Genomic DNA, 20164 nt, shown 5'->3' with positions numbered 1-20164 from the left:
TCAGTGGCGTCCTCGGGGGCGTCCTCAGCGAAGCCTTTATCGACATCACTGCCGATGCTCGATGGCACATTCGCAAGCGGTCCGCGCACGCATCGCTACCTACCCGGTGCGCTGCTCGGTGAAGGGGCGAGCGGCTCGATCTATCGGGCCACCTGCATCGAGACCGGGCACACAGTCGCGATCAAGCTGTTGCGTGAAGACGCGGCGCAGCCCGGCGAGGCGCGCGAGCGTCTGCGCCTGCGTTTCGAGCGCGAAACGCGGCTCTGCGAGCGCCTGCATCATCCGCACGTCGTCGCGCTGCTCGATAAGGGCGAGACGCCGGACGGCAGCCTGTTCGCCGTATTCGAGTTCGTGCCGGGGCGCACGCTGCGCGACGTACTGCGCGCAGGCGGCGCATTGCCGGCCGTCACCACCGGGCTGCTGATGACGCAGGTGCTCGACGGTCTCGCGAGTGCGCATCGCGCCGGTGTCGTGCATCGCGACCTGAAGCCGCAGAACGTGATGGTCGCGACGATCGACGATGCGCCGCACGCGAAAATTCTCGACTTCGGCATCGGCGCGTTGCTGCCGGACATGCGACATGTCGACGAGCACACGCTCACGCAAACGGACGATGTGCTTGGCACGCCGCAATACTGCGCGCCCGAGCAGTTGCGCAACGAAGCGCCGACCGTTGCGAGTGATCTTTACGCATGGGGGCTGATGGTCATCGAATGCCTGACCGGGCAGGCGGTGATGCAGGGCGCGAGCATCGCGGAGATCCTCTATCAGCAACTCAGCCCGGTCGACGTTGCACTGCCGCCGCCGATCGCCGCGCATCCGCTCGGCACTGTACTGCGTCTCGCGCTGAACAAGGACCCGCGGCAGCGGGCCGGATCGGCGGACGAACTGCTCGAACGGTTTCGCGACATTCATTTCGCGGCGCTGGTCGGCGAGTTCGGCTATCGTCCGGCGCGACGCAAGCCGCTTTCGCGCGCGCCCGATTCCGCACACATTGCCGTGCACGTCGCCGCGCCGGATGCAACACCTACAACCACGCCCACGGCCGCACCCGGCGCCGACGCGGCGACGCAACGCGGCGAACGCAGACAGGTCACCGCACTGTGCTGCAACGTCACGATCGCCGGCACGGACGAGCCCACCACGCCCCCCCACCCCGACCCGCTCGACGCCTACGAAGCGCAATGGCTGACCCGCTGCGCGGACATCGCGATCCGCTACGGCGGTCAGGTCGCGGGCATGCTCGGCGACACGCTGCTGTTCTACTTCGGTTACCCGGACGGAATCGATCGTGCGGCGCGGCGCGCGGCGCGGGCCGCCTTCGACATCGTGCGCACGGCGAGCATCGCGCCGAGGCCGCCGCCCGATACCGGCAATCGCACACCGCGCTGGCGCGTCGAGATCGCCGCGGCGCTACACGTCGGCACGCTGTTTTCGCAGACATCGACGCGGCCGGTCGGCGCGATGTCCGGCGAGGCCGTCCGCTTGTTGCGGCGCGCGCAGCCCGGTCAGATCCTGCTGAGCGACGATGCGCGCCGCTCGCTCGAACGCTACATCGATTACGGGCCGACCTCGCTGCAATTCGCGACCGCGGGCGCGGCGGCGCGACCGGTCCATGCGCTGCTGGGCGAACGCCACGAGCATGCGCAATTCGATTCGCTCGATCAGCGCGCATGCGTGCCGATGATCGGCCGCGAGCGCGAGCGAAACACACTGATTCGCGCTTGGCGTGCGTTCGTCGCGGCGCAGTCGCCCGATGCTGTGCCTGCCTCCGGCAAGCGCCCGGATGCGCGGCTGATCGTCGGCGAAGCGGGCATCGGCAAGTCGCGTCTCGTGCATGAGCTATGCGAGGCGGTGCGCGCGGAGCATCGCACGATCGCCCGTTGCGTGTGCCTGCCCGAGCAGATCAATGACGCGTTGTTTCCGGTGCTACGGTTCGTCAGGTCGCACTGGCAGATCGATATCGACGGGCCGCCCGAGATTGCGCTGGCCGTACTCGAACGAATGCTCGCGCCGCTCGACTGCGATCACGCGGCGGCGCGCGCGACGCTGGCCGCATGGCTCGGTATCGGTATGGGCAGCGGCAGCGGTATAGCCACGCTGCGCTGGTCGGGCGCGCGTCAGCAGCAGATGCTGTTCGATGTGTTGCGCCAACTGCTCGTGTCGGTCGACGGCGGCGCGCCGGTGTTGCTCGTTATCGAGGACGTGCAGTGGATCGATCGCGCGACCGCTGATTTCCTCGATGCATTGAGCCGCCATCCCGGCGGCGCACCGGTCTGGGTGGTACTGACGTCCCGTCCCGAGAATCTGGCGCGCTGGCGCGGCCTCGCGAGCTGGCTCACGCTGCGCCGTCTGTCGCGCGCCGACACGCGCCAGCTGATCGCCGCGCTGTTCGCGCACGACGACATCGAGCCCGCATCGCTCGAATTTCTCGCGCATCGCACGGCCGGCATTCCGCTATTCGCCGAGGAAATCATTCGCGAACTGCTCGTGAGCGGCGCGGCGACCGAGCCCGGCCGTCCGCTGGCGGGCGTCGCGACGTCCGGGCATTACCCGTTGCCGGGCAGTCTGCGCGACATGCTCGAACTGTCGTTCGACCGCGTCGACGACGCGCGCGACACCGCGCAGCTCGCCGCGACGATCGGCCTCGAAGTGGATGCGCAACTTCTGGCCGCCGCGTCACCGCACGATGCCGCGGTGCTCGACGAACATCTGCGGCGCCTGCTCGAAGCGCGAGTCGTCTACGCGCGGCATCGACTCGGCGGGGTCTCGTATGCATTCCGTCATGCGTTGATTCGCGACGCCGCCTACGGGTCGATGCCCGCCCGACTCTGTCGCGGCAATCACGAGCGTGTCGCGCATGCGCTCGCCGCGGCGGCCGGAGACCCGGCACGCGTCGCCGACCATTTCGCCGCCGCGAGCCTGCATGCCGATGCCGTGCGGCATGGACTGCGGGCGGCGCGCCGCGCACTCGAACGCGCGCTGCACGACGATGCGATCCGTTACGCGCAGACCGTGCACACATGGCTCGAGCATTGCTGCCACGCGGACCGCGAGCTGGACACCGCGCGCGCGGATCTCACGCTCACGCATGCGCGAATGGCCCGCTTCGGCTGGGCAGCGCCCGAAGTGCGCGTGGATGCGGAGCGCCTGCTGCGGCGCGTCGACAGTCCCGGCGGACTTGGCGAACTCGACGATGGGCACCTTGCCGCCAGCGCGCTGTGGACGCTCGCCACCTATCACCACGTCGCGAGCGATCGCGCCGCCGTGCGCGACATCGCGGCGCGGCTGATGCATCTCGCCACGACCCGCGACGACGACAGCATCGGCGTCGCCGCGCACGCGATGCACGGCATGAGCCTGTGGATCGACGGGTATTGCGCGCCCGCGCGCGTTGCTCTGCAAAAGGCACTCGACTGCTACGACGTGTCGCGCGACGCCGGTCATTGGCGCACGTTTGGCCTCGACATCCGCGCGTGGTCGATGGCCGCGCTGGCGAGCGTGATGTGGTGCATGGAAGACGGCACCGACGCGGCGCTGCAAAAAGCCCACGAAGCGGTGTACAGCGCGACCTGCAGCGACCATCTGCCGACGCTCGGCGTGACGCTGATGTATCTCGCGAGAATGCAGCAATGCGCGGGCGATCGCGACGGCGCGCGTATCACGTCCGCGGAGATTCTGCGGCTGTCGCGCCTATACGGTCTGAACGCCGTCGAGCGCTACGCCGCGATCGTGCATGCGTGGTGCGACGGCGACCGCGACGCGGCCGTCGCGCACCTCGACGCGCTGCGCCGCTCGGGATGCCAGCTTGGCTTGACGTACTACGCGTCGCTGGTTGCGGAGATCGATGCGATGCACGGCGACCGTGCGGCCGCGCTAGCCGGTATCGATCAATGCCTCGCGCTATGCGATGCGCTCGACGAGCGCTATTACGAAGCCGAACTGCTGCTGAAGAAAGTCCTCTATCTGCCAGATGCGGACGCGCACCACGATCGCACCGAAGCCATCGCGCTGTGTCGCCGCGCACTGGCGCTCGCGGAGCCAGTCTCGATGGTTCGCGTCACACGGAAGGCGCAGGAAGCACTGCGACGATTGCAACACACCATTCAACCCCTCCAACTGGAGAGCATCAATGAGTGAGCTTGGCAGTTTCCCGACTTACGACGAGTTTCTCGAGTACCGCGCCGTGATCGTTCAGGCGATCGCGGCGGCGTGGCAGGATCCGGCGTTTCTCGAACAGTTGATCGAGCACCCGAAAGCCGCGCTGCTCGAACGCTTCGGCTATCACTATCCGTTGAACCTCGCGCTGAAGGTGAATCCCGACAGCGCGTCGTGGTCGCCGCCCACCAACGGCGGCTGGATCACAAAGCAGAACAATGCACTCGAACTGATGCTACCGCCCGCACCGGCGCAGCAGGACCAGTTCGCCATCGCGCTCGCGGCATACAACGCGAAGCACATCGACATTCTTGAATGCGGCGAGTGAGGCTGACATGGCACTGAACAATACCGTTCCCACCCTGGAATCGATGCTGGCGTTTCAGGAGGTTTATCTGCGCGCGATCGCGCTCTCGTGGAAGGATCCGGAATTCAAACAGGCGCTGCTGAGCAATCCGTTCGACGCGCTCGGCCGCTATTTCGACTATCAATGTCCGTGGCTGCTGGACCTGAAGATCACCGAGCCGGATCCGGACTTCGGCTGGAACGCGAACACGCAACGCTGGCGTCTGCCGCAGAACGCGATGACGTTCGGCATTCCGGCACGACCGCTGCCGAGCGACGAAGAAGCGGTCGCGCTGTCGGTCTATAACGATGCGGGGCCAAGCTACCTGTTCACCTGCTGCTGACGCGTCCACGCGACGCGTATGAAGCCGGCCGGCGCGTTGTGCCTGACTGCATGCCTGACTGCGCGCCGGCCGGCGTTCGCGATGCGATGCGCCGGGCGTGCTGTTCTCGTACGTTGTTTTCTTCTGCCACTCAACATCCGTGGCCTCTCTCATGCTCGACGACTTTACGCGCACACTGCGCTTCAAGCCGCATCTGCTGATACTCGACGCGGGTCCGGACACGCTTTTCATCGTCGACGAATTCGCGCGCACGATGCTGTCGGGCGCGGTCTATGTGCGGATCGCCGCCTGCGTGCGCGAACGGATGACGATCGCGCGAATCTTCGCCGCGCTGTCGCAGGAGTTCTCCGAATGGCAGGTGCTGGCGGCGCTCGACCGGCTCGTGCAGAAAGGTTGTTTGCGCACCGACGAGCCCGACGAACACGATCCCGCGCGCGGCTTTTTCGAGCGTACCGGCGTCGATGGCGACGCGGCGCGCGCACGCGTTGCGCAGTTACGCGTCGCGGTCCTTGCCTTCGGCACGCCGGCCGTACCGCTGCGGCGCGCGCTGTCGGACTGCGGCATCGCCGTCACCGACGACGCGGATGCGCCGTTCACGATCGCCGTCTGCGATTCTTACGACCGGGTCGAACTGAGCGAAGCCGTCGCGCGCATCACGGCACGCGGCGATGCGGTGCTGACTGTCGTGCAGGAGGGCGCGCAGCCGATGTTGGGGCCGCTGTTCGCGTCACCCGCGCAAGACGGTCCTTGCATTGAATGCGTGCGCTACTGGACCGCGCGCAACCGGCCGGTCGAGGCGCTGCTCGGCCGTTATCACGAGCCCGATTCGACGCGGCTTCCGCCCGCGCATTCGCGCGCCGGGCTCGGCGTGGTCGCCGCGCTCGCCGCCGCGTTCGTCGAACGGCTGGTCGTCAGCGATGAGCGCTGGCGACACGCGCGCTCGCATCTGCTCGCAGTGCGGCTCGATACGCTCGCGACAACGACGCATCGCGTCGTACGCCGGCCGCAATGTCCGCGCTGCGGCAATCCGCACTGGATGCACGAACAGGCGCAACGGGCACCGCAATTGTCGGCGTCGCCGGCGACCGTCCACGGTGACGGTGGTTATCGCAGCGCAGATCCTCAGCAGGTGTTTCAGCGCTACCAGCATCTGATCTCGCCGGTCAGCGGCGCGGTCGCCTATCTGCATCCGATGCCCGGGCGTCATGCGGGGATGCGCAAAGTTTACGTTGCGGGCTATCTGACGTGTCCGGGCGCGGTGCCGCGCAGCAACCGCTTCGACAGGATCTGTTCGGGCAAGGGCCGCACCGACGAACAGGCGCGCGTGAGCGCCCTGTGCGAAACACTCGAACGCTTCAGCGGCGAATATCAGGGCGACGAAGCCACGACGCGCGCGAGCTTCGGCGAGCTGGACGCCGACGGCGCGATTCACGTGAACGCGTTGCAGCAGTTCAGCGACAGGCAGTTCGAACAGCGCGACGTGATCAACGCGCGCACCGATGACATCCGCAAACAGGTGCCGCAACGTTTCGCGCCGGATGTTGCGATCGACTGGACACCGGCGTGGTCGCTTGCAACGGGCCGGCGTCACTGGGTGCCGCTCACCTACTGCTATGCGGATGTGCCGGAGCGCGGCGAGCCGTTCTTCTGCATCCACAATCCAAACGGCAGCGCGGCCGGATCGTGTATCGACGAGGCGATCCTGCAGGGGCTGCTCGAACTGGTCGAACGCGATGCGGCCGCGATCTGGTGGTACAACCAGATCGAACGTCCGGGCGTCGATCTCGCGGGCTTCGCCGATCCGTACTTCGACGCGCTACGGGCCGAATATGACGCAATGGGCTGGCGTCTATGGGCGCTCGACATCACACACGACCTGCGCATCCCGACGATCGTCGCGCTTGCCGAGTGCTCGCAGGCGCGTGCGGACGGCCCGCGTTTTTCGATCGGCTTCGGCTGTCATCCCGACTACCGGATTGCCGTGCAACGCGCGCTGACCGAGGTCAATCAGCTGCTCGACGTGTCGGCGGACGGACCGCCTCCGTGGGATCACGCGCGGCTGTCGTCGACGCGTTTCCTGTATCCGGCGCAAGGCGCCGCCGAAACGAGCGCGCCGGCATGGAGGCATACCGCCGAAGGTACGCTCGGCGATGCCATCGCTTACGTCACCGGGCAGATTGGAGCGGCGGGACTCGACACGCTCGTCGTCGACAAGACGCGGCCCGATATCGGCTTATCGGTCGTGCAGGTCATCGTGCCGGGCCTGTGTCACTTCTGGCCGCGATTCGGCGCACCGCGCTTGTATTCGGTACCGGTCGAGCAAGGCTGGATCGCGCAGGCACGCGATGAAGCGGAGCTTAATCAGGTGCTGCTGTTTCTGTGAGCCGATACGAGACGTCGCGCCCAACGTATCCCCGCGAAGAAATGGCAGTCGAAGTGGTGCCGCATAATGGCCGCCTACTCCACTGACCTTTGCTCGAAGCAATCCAATCAATGACGAACTGGACGACGGGTGTCTGCGAGGCCGACGGCGCGGACATCCACTATCTGAGAACCGGACGCGCGCTACCGCCCGTGGTACTACTTCACGGACTTATGGCAAACGGAGCCTGCTGGACGCCACTGGCACGCTCGCTTGAAAGCGAATTCGGCGTGGTGATGCCCGATGCCAGGGGTCACGGCAAATCGACGGCACCGCTGTCCGGCTATCGATACGACGATCACGCGAGCGACGTCGTCGCCGTCATCAAACAACTCGAACTCGCCGCGCCGATTCTGCTGGGCCACTCGATGGGGGGCATGACGGCGGCCGTAGTCGCGAGCAGATTCGGCACGGACATCGGCGGCGTTATCCTCGTCGATCCGACCTTTCTGAGCCCCGAGCGCCAACGTGAAGTAAGCGACAGCGATGTCGCCGAACAACATCGCCGCGTGCTCGGCCAGAACAAGGACACCGTACTGGCCGATGCGCGTCGTCGCCACCCGCGCCGCTCGGCTGAGATCGTCGAACTGCAGGTCGACGCGAGATTGCAAACGCGGATGCCTGCATTCGATGTGCTCACGCCGCCGAACCCCGACTATCGCCAACTGGTGAGCGCAATTCGCGTGCCGATTCTGCTTGTGATCGGCGATACCGGCGCAGGCGCCGTCGTGTCGCATGAAGTGGCCAGCGAATTGCAAAGGCTGAACCCGCGCGTGCGGATCGAACAGATTCGCGATGCGGGCCACGGTCTTCCCTATGACCACCCCGGCCGCCTCGCGGTAGTAGTGAAGGCCTTTCTGAAATCCATAGTCGCCTGTTAGTAAGGCGACATCGAACGTCTTTCCGCCGACGTCTGCCATTGCGTGATATTCGGCGTGCATCAGCGATGCATGCGCGCGCACCCAGTTCTCTTTCAAACAGCACTTGCAATGGCCGAATATCAACCGCGATTGCTGCCCTCGCTTCGCGCTTCGCGCTTCGGGCCATTTTTCCCAATAATCGGGTATTCGTAACTCGCGCACTCAAATAGTCCGACTAGTTAGGGGTATACAGGTATTAGGAGCGGCAAGCACGTTGCATTAACATTTTTTTCGGTACCGCACGGCGCACATCGAGCGCATTCAAATCGGGGTTGCACGTCTCCATGCCCTAGTCCCGCGCTGCCCAGCGCACTCTCGGTGCCGTCCAGCATCTGCACGCGATCGACTCAACGTCGACCACATCGACCAACGAAGAAAAGAGCGAGGAAGAGATGGCACAGCAACGGGATGACGACCAGGAACACGGCAACAACAGTTTCAATGCAGGACGGCGCGGGCTGATGCAAGGCGCGGGATTGGGCGCGGCGCTTTCGCTGATGGGCGCGCTAGGCGGCACCGGCGGACTGATCAGCAGCGCGCAGGCGGCGGAGGCGGCTTTCCCGTCGCACAAGAAGTGGAAGATCGTGTTCGTCAATCACGTCACCACCAACCCGTTTTTCGTGCCCACGCAATACGGCATTCAGGATGCGTGCTCGCTGCTCGGCATGGACTATCAGTGGACCGGCTCGGCCACGTCCGACGCGGGTGAAATGGTCCGCGCGGTGAACTCGGCGATTGCCGCGAAAGCCGACGCGATCGCCGTGCCGATCGTCGATCCGAGCGCCTTCGACAAACCGATCCAGGCCGCGCTCGACGCCGGCATTCCGGTGTTCGCTTATAACGCCGACGCGCCGCGCGGCAAAAAGAATCCGCGCCTCGCCTATATCGGCCAGGATCTGTATCTGTCCGGCTATCAGATGGGCGAGCGCATCGTGAGTCTGATCGACAGCGGCATGGTCGCGCTGTTCATCGCGACGCCGGGGCAGTTGAACATTCAGCCGCGTCTGGACGGCGCGAGCGATGCAATCAAGAAGTCCGGCAAGAAGATCGACATCCAGACCGTGGCGACCGGCGCAACCGTCAACGAAGAGTTGTCGAAGATCAAGTCGTTCTATCTCGGCCACCAGGACCTGAAAGGCATGTTCGCGGTCGACGCGGGCAGCACGCAAGGCGTCGCGCAGGTGATGAAGGAATCGAACCTGCCGTCCAAAGGCGTGCACGGCGGCGGCTTCGATCTACTGCCGACCACGGTGCAGCTGATTCACGAAGGCTTCCTCGACTTCACGATCGACCAGCAACCGTACGTACAGGGCTTCTATACGGTGATGCAGGCGTTCGTGACGCTGGCCTCCGGCGGCCTCGTCGGCCCGGCGGATACCAACACGGGTCTGAAATTCGTCACGAAAGATACCGTCGAGCCGTATCTGAATACGTCGACGCGTTATGAAGGCAAGACCACCAAGCCGCAAATCGTCCCGATGCAGGGCGCAATCAAGTCGTAAATGAACACAGTGAACGAAACCGGCAAGGTCGAAGCAGCCCGCGCGCCCCGGCGCGCGGGCGTTTCATTCGCATCGCACTGGGCGGCCGAGCTACGCATTCTGCTCGTGGCCGTGCTGCTGGCCGCCTACTTCGAATTCGCGAACCGCGATTTCCTGCTCACCAACGCGAGTCTCATGAACCTGTCGCAGTTCATCGCGCCGGTGGCGATCATTGCGTTCGGCGAGATCATGCTGATGATCGGCGGCGACATCGATCTGTCGGCGGGCATGGTGTTCGCGTTCGCACCCTTCATGATGGTGTTTGCCAGCGACGCGGGCGCGCCGATGTGGCTCGCAGTGGTCGCTGGCCTGGTAGCGGCGGCGCTGATCGGCTTCGTCAACGGCGCGGTAACGGTGTGGCTGCGGCTGCCATCGTTCGTCACGACGCTCGGCACACTGTTTCTGATCAACGGCATCACGCTGACCGTGTCGCGCGGCACGCCGGCCCCCACACCGGGGTCGCCGATGTTCTCCGCAGTCATGGGCGCGTGGGGCTACAGCGAGATCATCTGGACTTTCGCGATCGCGTTCGCGATGCACGTGCTGCTGCGGCATACGCGCTGGGGTCTGCATACGCAGGCCGCGGGCGCGAATCCGATCGGCGCGAGCGAAGCCGGTATCCATGTGAACCGGCTGCGCCTCGGCAACTTCATCATCGCCGCGGTGCTCGCGGGCTTTACCGGCATCCTCGAAGCCTTCCGCATTACATCGATCGATCCGCAGGCGGGCGGCAACCAGATCATGTTCCTCGCGGTGGCGGCTGCCGTGATCGGCGGCACGCCGCTGACCGGCGGCTCGGGCACGATCGTCGGCGGGCTGATCGGCGCGGCGGTGCTCGGCATTCTGAACGACGGCTTCACGCTGATCGGCATCAACGCGTTCACGTTCAACATCATTCTCGGCGCCGCGATTCTGGCGGCGATGATTTTCAACATCCACGTAGGCCGTATTCGCCGCAAGGGAGCGCGCTGATGGACGAATCGCAAAGCGCGTCGCCCAGCGTGCATGCCACCGCCGATGCGCCGCTCGCGCTGCGCGGCGATAGCCTCGTCAAACGTTTCGGCGCGGTGACCGCGCTCGACGGCGTGTCGCTGACGCTCGGCAAGGGCGAAATTCTCGGCATACTCGGCGACAACGGCGCGGGCAAGTCGACGCTCGTGAAGATTCTCACCGGCTATCACCAGCAAACCGGCGGCACGCTGCATATCGACGGTCAGGAGACGCTGCTGCGCTCGGTCGATCATGCGCGTTCGCTCGGTATCGAATGCGTGTATCAGGATCTCGCGCTCGCGAATTCGTTGAGCATTTACCACAACATGTTCCTGAATCGCGAGATCGTCCGGCGCGGGCCGTTCAGGCTGCTCGACCACAAGCAGATGCGCGAGCGCGCCGCGCAATGCCTCGACGACATCGGCGTGCATGTGCCTTCGGTCGATTTGCCGGTGGAACGTCTGTCGGGCGGCCAGCGCCAGGCGATCGCGGTGGCGCGCGCCGTGCATTCCAACGCGAAGATTCTGCTGCTGGACGAACCGCTCGCCGCGATGGGCGCGCGCGAGGCGGGGCTGATCATCGATCTGCTGATGCGCCTGAAGGAGAAAGGCGGTCTGTCGATCATCATGATCATGCACAACTATGCACAGACGCTCGATATCGCCGATCGCATCATGCTGATGCAGCGCGGCCGCGTGACCTATGAACAGAAGAGCGCGCTGACTTCGGTGGCGGAGTTGATGGATATCGTGCGGCGCGAATACCGGGCGATGCGCACCGCCGGTGCGTAGTAAGCGCATCGATCAATGCAACGTCCGGGTGGATAACACCAGCCGCCCGGACGCTTCACCGTTTACCATTTGCATCGTCGCTGCATTTCGCGATTAAACGCGCCGCCTGTAGTGGGGCGTTTATGAAATTTTGCCGACGACCGCGCTGAATTCATCCTTGGTAAAGGCGCGCAGCGTTTGCGTGCGAATGTTGCCCGCGGAGCCGAGCGCGCAACCGAACGACATGAAGCTTTGCTCGTCGGCCGCTTCGATGACCGTGACGAGGTCATATCCGCCCAACGTCCAGTAGATCTGCTTCATTTCGCAGCCAAACGATCTGGCGAGTTCGGCCGCCTGGGTCGCGCGTTGCGGGCTGTTCTTGACCGCGCGGATGCCCTGGTCGGTGAATTGCGCAAGAACCACATACGTCATCATGATGATTCCCCTTACGAATAGGACGAGATGACATTCACGCGCGCAGGCCGGACAAGCGAAGCGGTATTGCAGACGGCGGTGCCCGCCAGCCGTCTGCGCGTAATCCGAGTGTAGGCAATCAGGTAACGGGGGCACCGCCATTTTCTGATGCCCAATGGCCGGCTCGTGCTAGCCGGCTGCTCAGACCGCCAGTTGCTCCTGATGCTGGCGCACCACCTCGGCTTCGTCTTTCAGCGCCTTCTGTACCGAAGGACGCGCTTCGATGCGCGCGATGTAAGCCATCAGATGCTTCAAATGGTCGAGCTTCACGCCGGAGCGCTCGTGCCACATCGTTGCCCACACATACGCGTCCGCGACCGTGAATTGCTCGCCGGTCAGATACGCGCGGCCATCGGCCAGACGCGCATCGAGTGACGCGTACGCGTTCAGCAGCTTGTTGGTCGTGAATGCGATGCCTTCCGGCGTCATCAGTTTGCGCATCAGCGGAATGTGCTTCTGCGCGATTTCGGTGGCGATAAACGTCAGCAACTGGTCCATCCTGACGCGCTCCAGCGTGCCGTGCGCGGGGATCAGCCCCGACTGCGGATGGCGATCGGCCAGATACGCGGCAATGACGATGGTTTCGGTGAGCCGTTCGTGATCTCCGCTATCGAGTTCGAGCACCGGCACGTAAGCGAGCGGATTGACGTTCGCGAAGCTGATGTTGTCGGTCGTGGTCTTGCCGAATACGTCGTAGTGCACCAGTTCGGCGGACAGGCCCAATTCGTTGAATACGGCCTGAACCGCGAGGGAACATGTCGCTTGAGCAATATAGAGTTTCATCGGAGTGCCTTTCGGTAAAGTGAATATCGGATCGTTCGCGGGTGCCCGTAAAACCGCTGGAGGGGAAGAAGTCGTGCACCGTTGGAATCAAGTATTGCGGGATTCACTCGTGCGATAAACACCGCTCGGGGAGTCGCTCTGTCGTGTTCACGGCGACAATCGTCGCGCGTCAGAAGGCTCGAATCGCTCTACCCCAATGGCTGAGAATCTGGCTGAAAAACTGGCTGAAAAGCCGATTGTCGCTTTCAGAGCGACGCTGTGAACACGCGGGTGCCGTTTATTGGCGATGTCGCGGTCGTCAGAATCGCCTGTACGATAGGCCGTCTCCGATAAGACGGCTTTTTTCCCTATTTCCGAACGGATTGAGAAATGAGCGAACGCGTTGATGCACCGATGGCCGAGATCGCGGTATTCGTCGCCGTCGCGCAGACCGGCAGCTTTACCCGCGCCGCCGAAGACCTCGGCAGCAGCAAGTCGAACGTCGGCAAGGCCGTGCAACGACTGGAAACGCGGCTCGGCACGAAGCTCTTTCAGCGCACCACGCGCGCGGTGCGGCTCACCGAGGATGGCGAAACCTATCTGGCCGCCGCGCAGGATGCGCTCGACGGACTGCGCGACGCGGAACAGCAACTCGCGGCACGGCGCTCGGAGCCCGCGGGACGCGTCAAGATCGATCTGCCGGCCGGCTTTGGCCGGCTGCTGCTGCCGAGCTTCGTCGGCTTACGCGAGCGCTATCCGAAACTGACGCTCGAAGTCGCGCTGACCGACCGGATGTCGGACGCGATTGGCGAAGGCTGGGACGTCGTCGTGCGGATCGGCGTGCTGCCGCAGGATAGCGAGCTGACCGTGCGCAAACTGTGCGACCTGCGCCTTGGTTTGTATGCATCGCCGGATTATCTGCAGCGGCGCGGCAACATCACATCGCTCGCCGAACTGGCCGAGCATGACGCGGTGGTGTTCCGTGGGCCCACCGGACGACTGCGTGCGTGGACAGTACGGGACGGCACGCATATTCGCGAGCTGGCGCCGTCGCCAGTACTGGTGCTTGCGGACGGTCAGGCGCTGGTCGAAGCGGCGATTGCGGGCTTCGGCGTTACGCAGATTCTCGACCGCGTCGCGCTGCCGCATGTCCAGGCGGGAAGACTCGTGCATCTGCTGCCCGAGGCCGACACCGATGGGCCGCCGGTCCACGCGATTATTTCGTTGGGTCAGAAGATGGCCGCGAAAACCCGTGCGGTGGTCAATCATCTGGCCGACACGCTGCAAAAGACTGCGGGCTAAGCAGCCCGCCCGACGCTGCAAAGCGCGGCGCACGCCCCAAATAACGAGGCCCATCCGATGCATCATCGGATGGGCCTCTTTTACGCCCGGACAAACAGCGTTCGATTACTTCTGCGCCGCCGCCAGTTGAGCAGGTTGCGGTACGACATCACCCCATCCGCCGCCAAGCGCGCGAATCAGATTCACCGTCGACGCGGCCTGCACACCCTGCAACTGGACCGCGATACGCTGCGCCTGCAGCACTGTACGCTGTGCGTCGATGACGTCGAGATAGTTCACCGCGCCCTCTTCATACTGCACACGAGACAGATCGGCCGCGCGTTGCGACGCCTTCACCGCGTCGTTCTGCGTCGACGTCTGCGCTTCCAGAATGCGCAGGTCCGACAGGTTGTCTTCGACCTCGCGAAACGCGACCAGTACCTGCTGCCGATAGTCCGCCGCATCTTCCTCGTAGACAGCGCGTGCATTCGCCAGATTGCCCTTGCGGCGTCCGCCGTCGAAGATCGGAATGTTCAGCGCGGTGCCCGCCAACGGCCCCAGCAGAAATGCGCGGCTGCTCCACTTGAACAGATCGCCGAGCGTCGCCGACTCGAAGCCGCCGGTGCCTGTCAAAGTCAGCGATGGAAAGAACGCGGCCTTGGCCACGCCGATCCGCGCATTGGCCGCGGCCATCGCGCGTTCCGCGGCAGCAACATCAGGGCGGCGCTCCAGCAGCGACGACGGCAGTCCCGGTGGAATACGCAGGTCCACCGGCTTGAGCGGATCGGGGGCGAGCGAGAATTCCGCCGGCGTGTTGCCGAGCAGCACCGCGAGGCTGTGTTCGGACACCGCGCGCAAGCGTTGCACGGTCATCGCGTCGGACTGCGCGGTCGCCAGTTCGGCGGTGGCGCGCGACACGTCGAGTTCGGTGATCTCGCCCTCGGTGTAGCGGCGCTTCACGAGTTTGAGTGCCTGCTGCCGCAACTGAACAGCCTGTGCGATGACCGCCGCTTCCGCGTCCAACTCGCGCAGCGCGAAATAGTTCTGCGCGACGTCGGCTTGCAGCGCGAGCAACACCGAGCGGTACAACGCTTCATTGCGCTGCGTATCGGCGCGCGCGGCATCGACCGTCGAGGCAACGCGGCCGAACAGATCCACCTCATAGGAAGCGCTTGCCTGCGCGCGCCAGAACGTCTGCGTCGGCACGTTGGTGCCGTCGGGCTGAAAGAGCGACGCCGCCGACACCCGTTCGCGCGTCGGGCCAAAGCCTGCATCGAGCGACGGAAAGAACCCTGCGCGCGCCGCCTGGTTCATTGCGCGCGCTTCCTTCACACGCGCGGCCGCGGCCTTCAGGTTCTGGTTCGCGTCGATCGCACGGTGCTCGAGATCGTTCAGCGTGGCATCGCCGAACACGGTCCACCACTCGCCCCGCGCGACCTCTTCGGACGGCTGCGCGGTTTTCCATGCGCCTGTTTGGTCCGCGGACGGCGTTTGCGGCGCCTCCTTGAAGGTGGCCGCAGTCGGCGCGGCCGGTACTTGATAGGCAGGCGCAAGCGAACATCCTGCAAGCACCAGCAATGTGCCCAGCAGAACCGAACCGGTGAACGCGCGTTTAATCGAAAACCATCGTTTCATGATGTTCTCCTTAGTCCTGCAACGCCGTTTCCGGCTCCTTGGGTTGCGGCGACGGCGTGACGCTTGCGTCGCGCGAATCAGCCGCGCCGCCTGCTTCGGAATCGCCGTCATCCGGGCCATGAATATGCGGCTCGCGACCATGCCTGTCCTTCAACTGCTTGCCGCCGGCGAGCTTGCGCAGCAGCACGTAAAACACCGGCGTCAGCAACAGACCGAAGAACGTGACGCCCAACATGCCGAAAAACACCGCGATACCCATCGCGCGACGCATCTCCGAACCGGCGCCGGTCGAGATCACCAACGGCACGACGCCCATGATGAAAGCGATCGACGTCATCAGGATCGGACGCAGCCGCAGACGTGAAGCCTCGATCGCGGCTCGCACGATAGAGCGGCCCTGCATTTCCAGTTCGCGTGCGAATTCGACGATCAGGATCGCGTTCTTCGCCGACAGGCCCACCAGCACCATCAAACCGATCTGCGTGAAGATGTTGTTATCGCCTCGCGTGAGCCATACACCGAACAGCGCGGACAGAATGCTCATCGGCACGATCAGCAGAATCGCGAGCGGCAACGTCAGGCTTTCGTACATCGCCGCAAGCACGAGGAACACCAGCAGCACGCTGATCGGAAACACCCACAGCGCGGCATTGCCGGCCAGAATCTGTTGATACGTGAGGTCGGTCCATTCGAACTTGATGCCGCGCGGCAAGGTTTGCGCCGCAATCCGCTCGACGGCCGCCATCGCCTGACCCGACGAATAGCCGGGCGCCGGACCACCGTTGATATCGGCGGCAAGAAAGCCGTTGTAGCGAATCACCGTTTCCGGCCCGAACGTCGGCGTGACTTTGACGAGCGATGACAGCGGCACCATGTCGCCGGTGGCATTGCGTGTCTTCAGTTCGAGGATGCTTTCCGCCGATGCGCGAAACGGCGCGTCTGCCTGGGCTCGTACCTGATACACGCGGCCGAACTTGTTGAAGTCGTTCACGTACAGTGAGCCGAGATAGATCTGCATCGTGTCGAACACATCCGTCACGCTGACACCGAGCTGCTTGGCCTTCTCACGGTCCAGTTCGACGTTCAGTTGCGGCACGTTGATCTGATAGCTCGAGAACGACGGCCCGAGTTCGGGCGCCTTACTTGCGGCTGCAAGGAATGCCTGCACGGCCTTGTTCAACGCTTCATAACCGAGCGCGCCACGGTCCTCGATCTGCAGCTTGAAGCCGCCGATCGTGCCGAGACCCGACACCGGCGGCGGCGGGAACGTCGCAATCGCGGCGCCCTTGATACCGCCATATTCCTTCTGCAGGTTGCCGACGATGGTCGCCGCCGATTCGCTCTTGTCGCGATACTTCGACGGGCTCATCACCGGAAACACGAGGCCGCTGCTCGACGAGTTCATCAGGCCGGTCACGTTCAGGCCCGGAAACTCCGGCGTATGTTCGACACCGGGCTGACGACGCGCAATCTCACCCATCTCGTGCACAACCTTCGCGGTCCGATCGAGCGACGCACCCGGCGGCAACTGCACGATGCTGACGAGATAGTCCTTGTCTTGCGCGGGCACGAAGCCACCCGGCACGATCTTGCCGAACAGCACGGTCGCGCCAAGCAGCACGCCGTACACGACCATCATCGCCATCTTGCGGTTGATCACGCCGCTAATGCCCTTGCCGTAACCCTCGGAGCCGCGGCTGAACACCTTGTTGAAGATCTTGAAGAACGGCCCGAGAATGCGGTCGATAATGCGCGTGAGCCAGTCCTTCGGCGCATGGTGACTTTTCAGCAGCACGGCCGCCAGCGCAGGCGACAAGGTCAGCGAGTTGAACGCGGAGATGACGGTCGAAATCGCAATCGTCATCGCGAACTGCTTGTAGAACTGCCCGGTCAGGCCGCTCATGAACGCGAGCGGCACGAACACGGCCACCAGCGTCAGCGCAATCGCGATGATCGGCCCGCTGACCTCGCGCATCGCTTCGTACGATGCTTCGAGCGGCGACAGTCCCGCCTCGATATTGCGCTCGACGTTTTCCACGACCACGATTGCATCGTCGACGACGATGCCGATCGCCAGCACCATGCCGAACAGCGATAGCGCGTTGATCGAGAAGCCGAAGCCGAGCATCAACGAAAAGGTCCCGACGATCGACACCGGCACCGCGACCAGCGGAATCAGCGAAGCACGCCACGTCTGCAGAAACGCGATCACCACGATCACGACGAGCACGATCGCTTCGAACAGCGTGTGGATCACCGCATCGATACTCTCGCGAACGAACTGGGTCGGGTCGTAGACGATCTTCGCCTGCACGCCATCCGGCATGTCCTTCTGCAGCTCGGCGGTGATACGACGCACGTCCTGCGAGATCTGCAGCGAATTGGCATTGGGCTGCTGGAAGATGATCAGTTGAACCGCCGGCTTGCCGTCGAGATTTGCCTGCAGCGCGTATTCGGCCGCGCCCATTTCGATCCGCGCGACGTCCCCCAGATGCGTGACCGCACCGTCAGGCCCCGTCTTCAGGATGATGTTGCGGAACTCGTCTTCGGTCTTCAGCCGTCCTTGAGCATTGACGCTCAACTGCAACGGTACGTTCGTCGTCATCGGCGCGCCGCCGACGATACCGGCCGCGACCTGCACGTTCTGCTCGCGAATCGCGCGGATCACATCGGTGGCCGTCAGGTTATGGCTCGCGACGCGAGTCGGATCGAGCCAGACGCGCATCGAGTAATCGCCGCCGCCCCACATCGCGACTTCACCAACGCCCGGCACCTGCGCAAGCCGGTCCTTGATGTTGATCAGCGCGTAGTTGCGCAGATAGGTCAGGTCATAGCGGCCGTTCGGCGACGTCAGGTTCACGCCCATCGTCAGCGTCGGCGACGATTTGACCGTGACGACGCCGAGCCGCTGCACATCCTCGGGCAAACGCGGCATCGCCTGAGCCACACGGTTCTGCACCAGTTGCTGCGCCTTGTCCGGATCGGTGCCGAGCTTGAAGGTCACCGTGGTGGTCATCGCGCCGTCGCTGTTGGCCTGCGATTGCATATACAGCATGTCTTCGACGCCGTTGATCTGCTCTTCGATCGGCGAGGCCACCGTCTCGGCGATCACCTTCGGATTCGCGCCCGGATATTGCGCGCGCACCACGACCGACGGCGGCACCACTTCGGGATACTCGGCGGTGGGCAGCTTCGTCAGCGCGATAAGGCCGGCGAGAAGAATGACCACCGATAACACGCCGGCGAAAATCGGCCGGTCGATAAAATACCTGGAGATGTTCATGATGAGCTTCTCTGTCGTGATTCTCTGTGTTGAATTACGCGGCGGACTTCGCGGCGTCGGTCATGTCGACCATGTTGGGCCGCACCGTCTCGTTCGGACGGGCGCGCTGAACACCATCGACGACGATGCGCTCGCCGGGCTTCAAACCCAACGTGACGACGCGCAGATTGTCGTGAAGGCCGCCGAGCTGGATCTCGCGGTACTGCACCTTGCCCGCGGCATCGACGACCAGCACGTATTTCTTCGCCTGATCGGTGCCGATGGCGGCGTCGCTGATCAGAATGGCCGGGTGCGCTGCGCCGCCGCCGACTTTCACGCGCGCATACAGGCCCGGCACCAGCGCGCCATCGGCGTTGTCGATACTCGCGCGCACGCGGATCGTGCCCGACGACGTATCGAGTCGGTTATCGACCGACGTGACCTTGCCCTGGTGCGAGTAGCCCGTTTCATTGGCGAGACCCATCGATACCGGCACCGCCGCATTGCGATCGCGGCCGAGGTATTGCAGATACGTCTGTTCGTCGACATCAAACGACACGTAAATCGGCGACACCGAAACCAGTGTCGTCAGCAGCGGCGCGCTTGCGCCGGTCGACACGACATTGCCCACCGTCAATTCCGCGCGCGATACACGGCCCGCTACCGGCGCGGTGACGTTCGTATAGCTGAGGTTGATCTGCGCGGCTTCGAGCGCGGCCTGCGCGGCCTTGACGCCTGCCGCCGCTTCGCGTGCGCTGTTCTGCTTCTCGTCGTAATCGCGTTTGGCAATCGCGTTGTCGGCGAGCAGACGATCGGCGCGTGCCGCATCGGTCGATGCGTAGCTCGCGCGTGCCTGCGCGGCCGCAAGTTGCGCGCTCGCGCGATCGACTTCGGCGACATACGGACGCGGATCGATCGTAAACAGCGAGTCGCCCTTCTTCACCAGCGCGCCGTCCTTGAAGTGCACCGCGACGATGGTGCCGGAAACCAGCGGACGCACGTCGACACGATCGACTGCTTCGAGCCGGCCGGAATAGCTCTGCCAGTCGGTGATCGTTTGCGATAGAACGGTAGCGACGTCGACTTCCGTGGCGGCGCTCGGCATATCGGCTGCCTGCGCCACACTGACGGGCGACGGCGCGTGCCCGCGGCTCACGCCGATGCCCGCGACAGTGCCCACCACGACCAGCGCGCCAAGCGCACCGGCAATACTTTTTCGATGACTAAACATAGCTAGTCTTCCTTATCTACAGAGATTCG

Annotated in this window: 14 protein-coding genes; 9 read left to right on the top strand and 5 right to left on the bottom strand. The window is 64.2% G+C overall.

The window, feature by feature from the left end:
- Positions 1 to 54: 54 nt before the first annotated feature.
- From L0U82_RS34260 to L0U82_RS34225, 8 genes are all read left to right on the top strand, one after another.
- Entirely contained in the window at positions 55 to 4140 is a 4086-nt protein-coding gene (locus tag L0U82_RS34260) for a TOMM system kinase/cyclase fusion protein (RefSeq protein WP_233838075.1), read from the top strand.
- Complete coding sequence (locus L0U82_RS34255; protein ID WP_233838074.1) at positions 4133 to 4486, top strand: BMA_0021/BMA_0022 family TOMM bacteriocin; 354 nt, start codon at positions 4133 to 4135, stop codon at positions 4484 to 4486. Before L0U82_RS34260 ends, L0U82_RS34255 begins: the two co-directional genes overlap by 8 nt.
- Before the next feature lie 7 nt (positions 4487 to 4493).
- On the top strand, positions 4494 to 4847 hold the full coding sequence (locus tag L0U82_RS34250; protein WP_233838073.1) for a BMA_0021/BMA_0022 family TOMM bacteriocin: 354 nt from the start codon (positions 4494 to 4496) through the stop codon (positions 4845 to 4847).
- Positions 4848 to 4998: 151 nt separating this feature from the next.
- Positions 4999 to 7230, top strand: coding sequence for a TOMM precursor leader peptide-binding protein (locus tag L0U82_RS34245; RefSeq protein ID WP_233838072.1), 2232 nt, complete (start codon positions 4999 to 5001; stop codon positions 7228 to 7230).
- Between the two features lie 110 nt (positions 7231 to 7340).
- Positions 7341 to 8150 (top strand): alpha/beta fold hydrolase, encoded by an 810-nt coding sequence (locus L0U82_RS34240; RefSeq protein ID WP_233838071.1) that lies wholly within the window; start codon positions 7341 to 7343, stop codon positions 8148 to 8150.
- A gap of 431 nt (positions 8151 to 8581) precedes the next feature.
- Complete coding sequence (locus L0U82_RS34235; RefSeq protein WP_233838070.1) at positions 8582 to 9691, top strand: sugar ABC transporter substrate-binding protein; 1110 nt, start codon at positions 8582 to 8584, stop codon at positions 9689 to 9691.
- Positions 9692 to 10702: an ABC transporter permease gene (locus L0U82_RS34230; RefSeq protein WP_233838069.1), complete on the top strand. Its 1011-nt coding sequence runs from the start codon at positions 9692 to 9694 to the stop codon at positions 10700 to 10702.
- Entirely contained in the window at positions 10702 to 11511 is an 810-nt protein-coding gene (locus tag L0U82_RS34225) for an ATP-binding cassette domain-containing protein (protein WP_233838068.1), read from the top strand. The genes L0U82_RS34230 and L0U82_RS34225 overlap by 1 nt, the downstream gene beginning before the upstream one ends.
- A 120-nt stretch (positions 11512 to 11631) precedes the next feature.
- Here the strand turns inward: L0U82_RS34225 and L0U82_RS34220 are convergent, their stop codons facing one another.
- Both L0U82_RS34220 and L0U82_RS34215 read right to left on the bottom strand, forming a co-directional pair.
- On the bottom strand, positions 11632 to 11925 hold the full coding sequence (locus L0U82_RS34220; RefSeq protein WP_233838067.1) for a GYD domain-containing protein: 294 nt from the start codon (positions 11923 to 11925) through the stop codon (positions 11632 to 11634).
- Positions 11926 to 12105: 180 nt separating this feature from the next.
- Positions 12106 to 12747, bottom strand: coding sequence for a glutathione S-transferase family protein (locus L0U82_RS34215; RefSeq protein WP_233838066.1), 642 nt, complete (start codon positions 12745 to 12747; stop codon positions 12106 to 12108).
- 369 nt (positions 12748 to 13116) lie between these two features.
- On the opposite strand from L0U82_RS34215, the gene L0U82_RS34210 reads away from it, so the two are divergent.
- Complete coding sequence (locus L0U82_RS34210; RefSeq protein WP_233838065.1) at positions 13117 to 14028, top strand: LysR family transcriptional regulator; 912 nt, start codon at positions 13117 to 13119, stop codon at positions 14026 to 14028.
- 105 nt (positions 14029 to 14133) lie between these two features.
- Here the strand turns inward: L0U82_RS34210 and L0U82_RS34205 are convergent, their stop codons facing one another.
- The 3 genes from L0U82_RS34205 to L0U82_RS34195 are packed head-to-tail and all read right to left on the bottom strand — an operon-like array spanning position 14134 to position 20135.
- A complete protein-coding gene (locus L0U82_RS34205; RefSeq protein ID WP_233838064.1) occupies positions 14134 to 15642 on the bottom strand; it encodes an efflux transporter outer membrane subunit in 1509 nt (502 codons plus the stop codon).
- Between the two features lie 10 nt (positions 15643 to 15652).
- A complete protein-coding gene (locus L0U82_RS34200) occupies positions 15653 to 18925 on the bottom strand; it encodes an efflux RND transporter permease subunit (RefSeq protein ID WP_233838063.1) in 3273 nt (1090 codons plus the stop codon).
- Between the two features lie 34 nt (positions 18926 to 18959).
- The gene (locus tag L0U82_RS34195; protein ID WP_233838062.1) at positions 18960 to 20135 is read right to left on the bottom strand and encodes an efflux RND transporter periplasmic adaptor subunit; all 1176 of its coding nucleotides are present in this window, start codon (positions 20133 to 20135) and stop codon (positions 18960 to 18962) included.
- Between the last annotated feature and the right edge of the window lie 29 nt (positions 20136 to 20164).

The sequence above is a fragment of the Paraburkholderia sp. ZP32-5 genome (assembly GCF_021390495.1).
Taxonomy (GTDB): Bacteria; Pseudomonadota; Gammaproteobacteria; order Burkholderiales; family Burkholderiaceae; genus Paraburkholderia.
The sequence above is the reverse complement of the archived record's forward strand: the minus strand, read 5'-3'. Positions and strand labels throughout refer to the sequence as shown.

What these genes read in the sequence shown, in the direction of transcription:
- L0U82_RS34225 (WP_233838068.1), top strand. Translation starts at nt 10,702, where the DNA reads ATGGACGAATCGCAAAGCGCGTCGCCCAGCGTGCATGCCACCGCCGAT.
- L0U82_RS34215 (WP_233838066.1), bottom strand. Translation starts at nt 12,747, where the DNA reads ATGAAACTCTATATTGCTCAAGCGACATGTTCCCTCGCGGTTCAGGCC.
- L0U82_RS34255 (WP_233838074.1), top strand. Translation starts at nt 4,133, where the DNA reads ATGAGTGAGCTTGGCAGTTTCCCGACTTACGACGAGTTTCTCGAGTAC.
- L0U82_RS34235 (WP_233838070.1), top strand. Translation starts at nt 8,582, where the DNA reads ATGGCACAGCAACGGGATGACGACCAGGAACACGGCAACAACAGTTTC.
- L0U82_RS34240 (WP_233838071.1), top strand. Translation starts at nt 7,341, where the DNA reads ATGACGAACTGGACGACGGGTGTCTGCGAGGCCGACGGCGCGGACATC.
- L0U82_RS34200 (WP_233838063.1), bottom strand. Translation starts at nt 18,925, where the DNA reads ATGAACATCTCCAGGTATTTTATCGACCGGCCGATTTTCGCCGGCGTG.
- L0U82_RS34245 (WP_233838072.1), top strand. Translation starts at nt 4,999, where the DNA reads ATGCTCGACGACTTTACGCGCACACTGCGCTTCAAGCCGCATCTGCTG.
- L0U82_RS34210 (WP_233838065.1), top strand. Translation starts at nt 13,117, where the DNA reads ATGAGCGAACGCGTTGATGCACCGATGGCCGAGATCGCGGTATTCGTC.
- L0U82_RS34220 (WP_233838067.1), bottom strand. Translation starts at nt 11,925, where the DNA reads ATGATGACGTATGTGGTTCTTGCGCAATTCACCGACCAGGGCATCCGC.
- L0U82_RS34260 (WP_233838075.1), top strand. Translation starts at nt 55, where the DNA reads ATGCTCGATGGCACATTCGCAAGCGGTCCGCGCACGCATCGCTACCTA.
- L0U82_RS34250 (WP_233838073.1), top strand. Translation starts at nt 4,494, where the DNA reads ATGGCACTGAACAATACCGTTCCCACCCTGGAATCGATGCTGGCGTTT.
- L0U82_RS34195 (WP_233838062.1), bottom strand. Translation starts at nt 20,135, where the DNA reads ATGTTTAGTCATCGAAAAAGTATTGCCGGTGCGCTTGGCGCGCTGGTC.
- L0U82_RS34230 (WP_233838069.1), top strand. Translation starts at nt 9,692, where the DNA reads ATGAACACAGTGAACGAAACCGGCAAGGTCGAAGCAGCCCGCGCGCCC.
- L0U82_RS34205 (WP_233838064.1), bottom strand. Translation starts at nt 15,642, where the DNA reads ATGAAACGATGGTTTTCGATTAAACGCGCGTTCACCGGTTCGGTTCTG.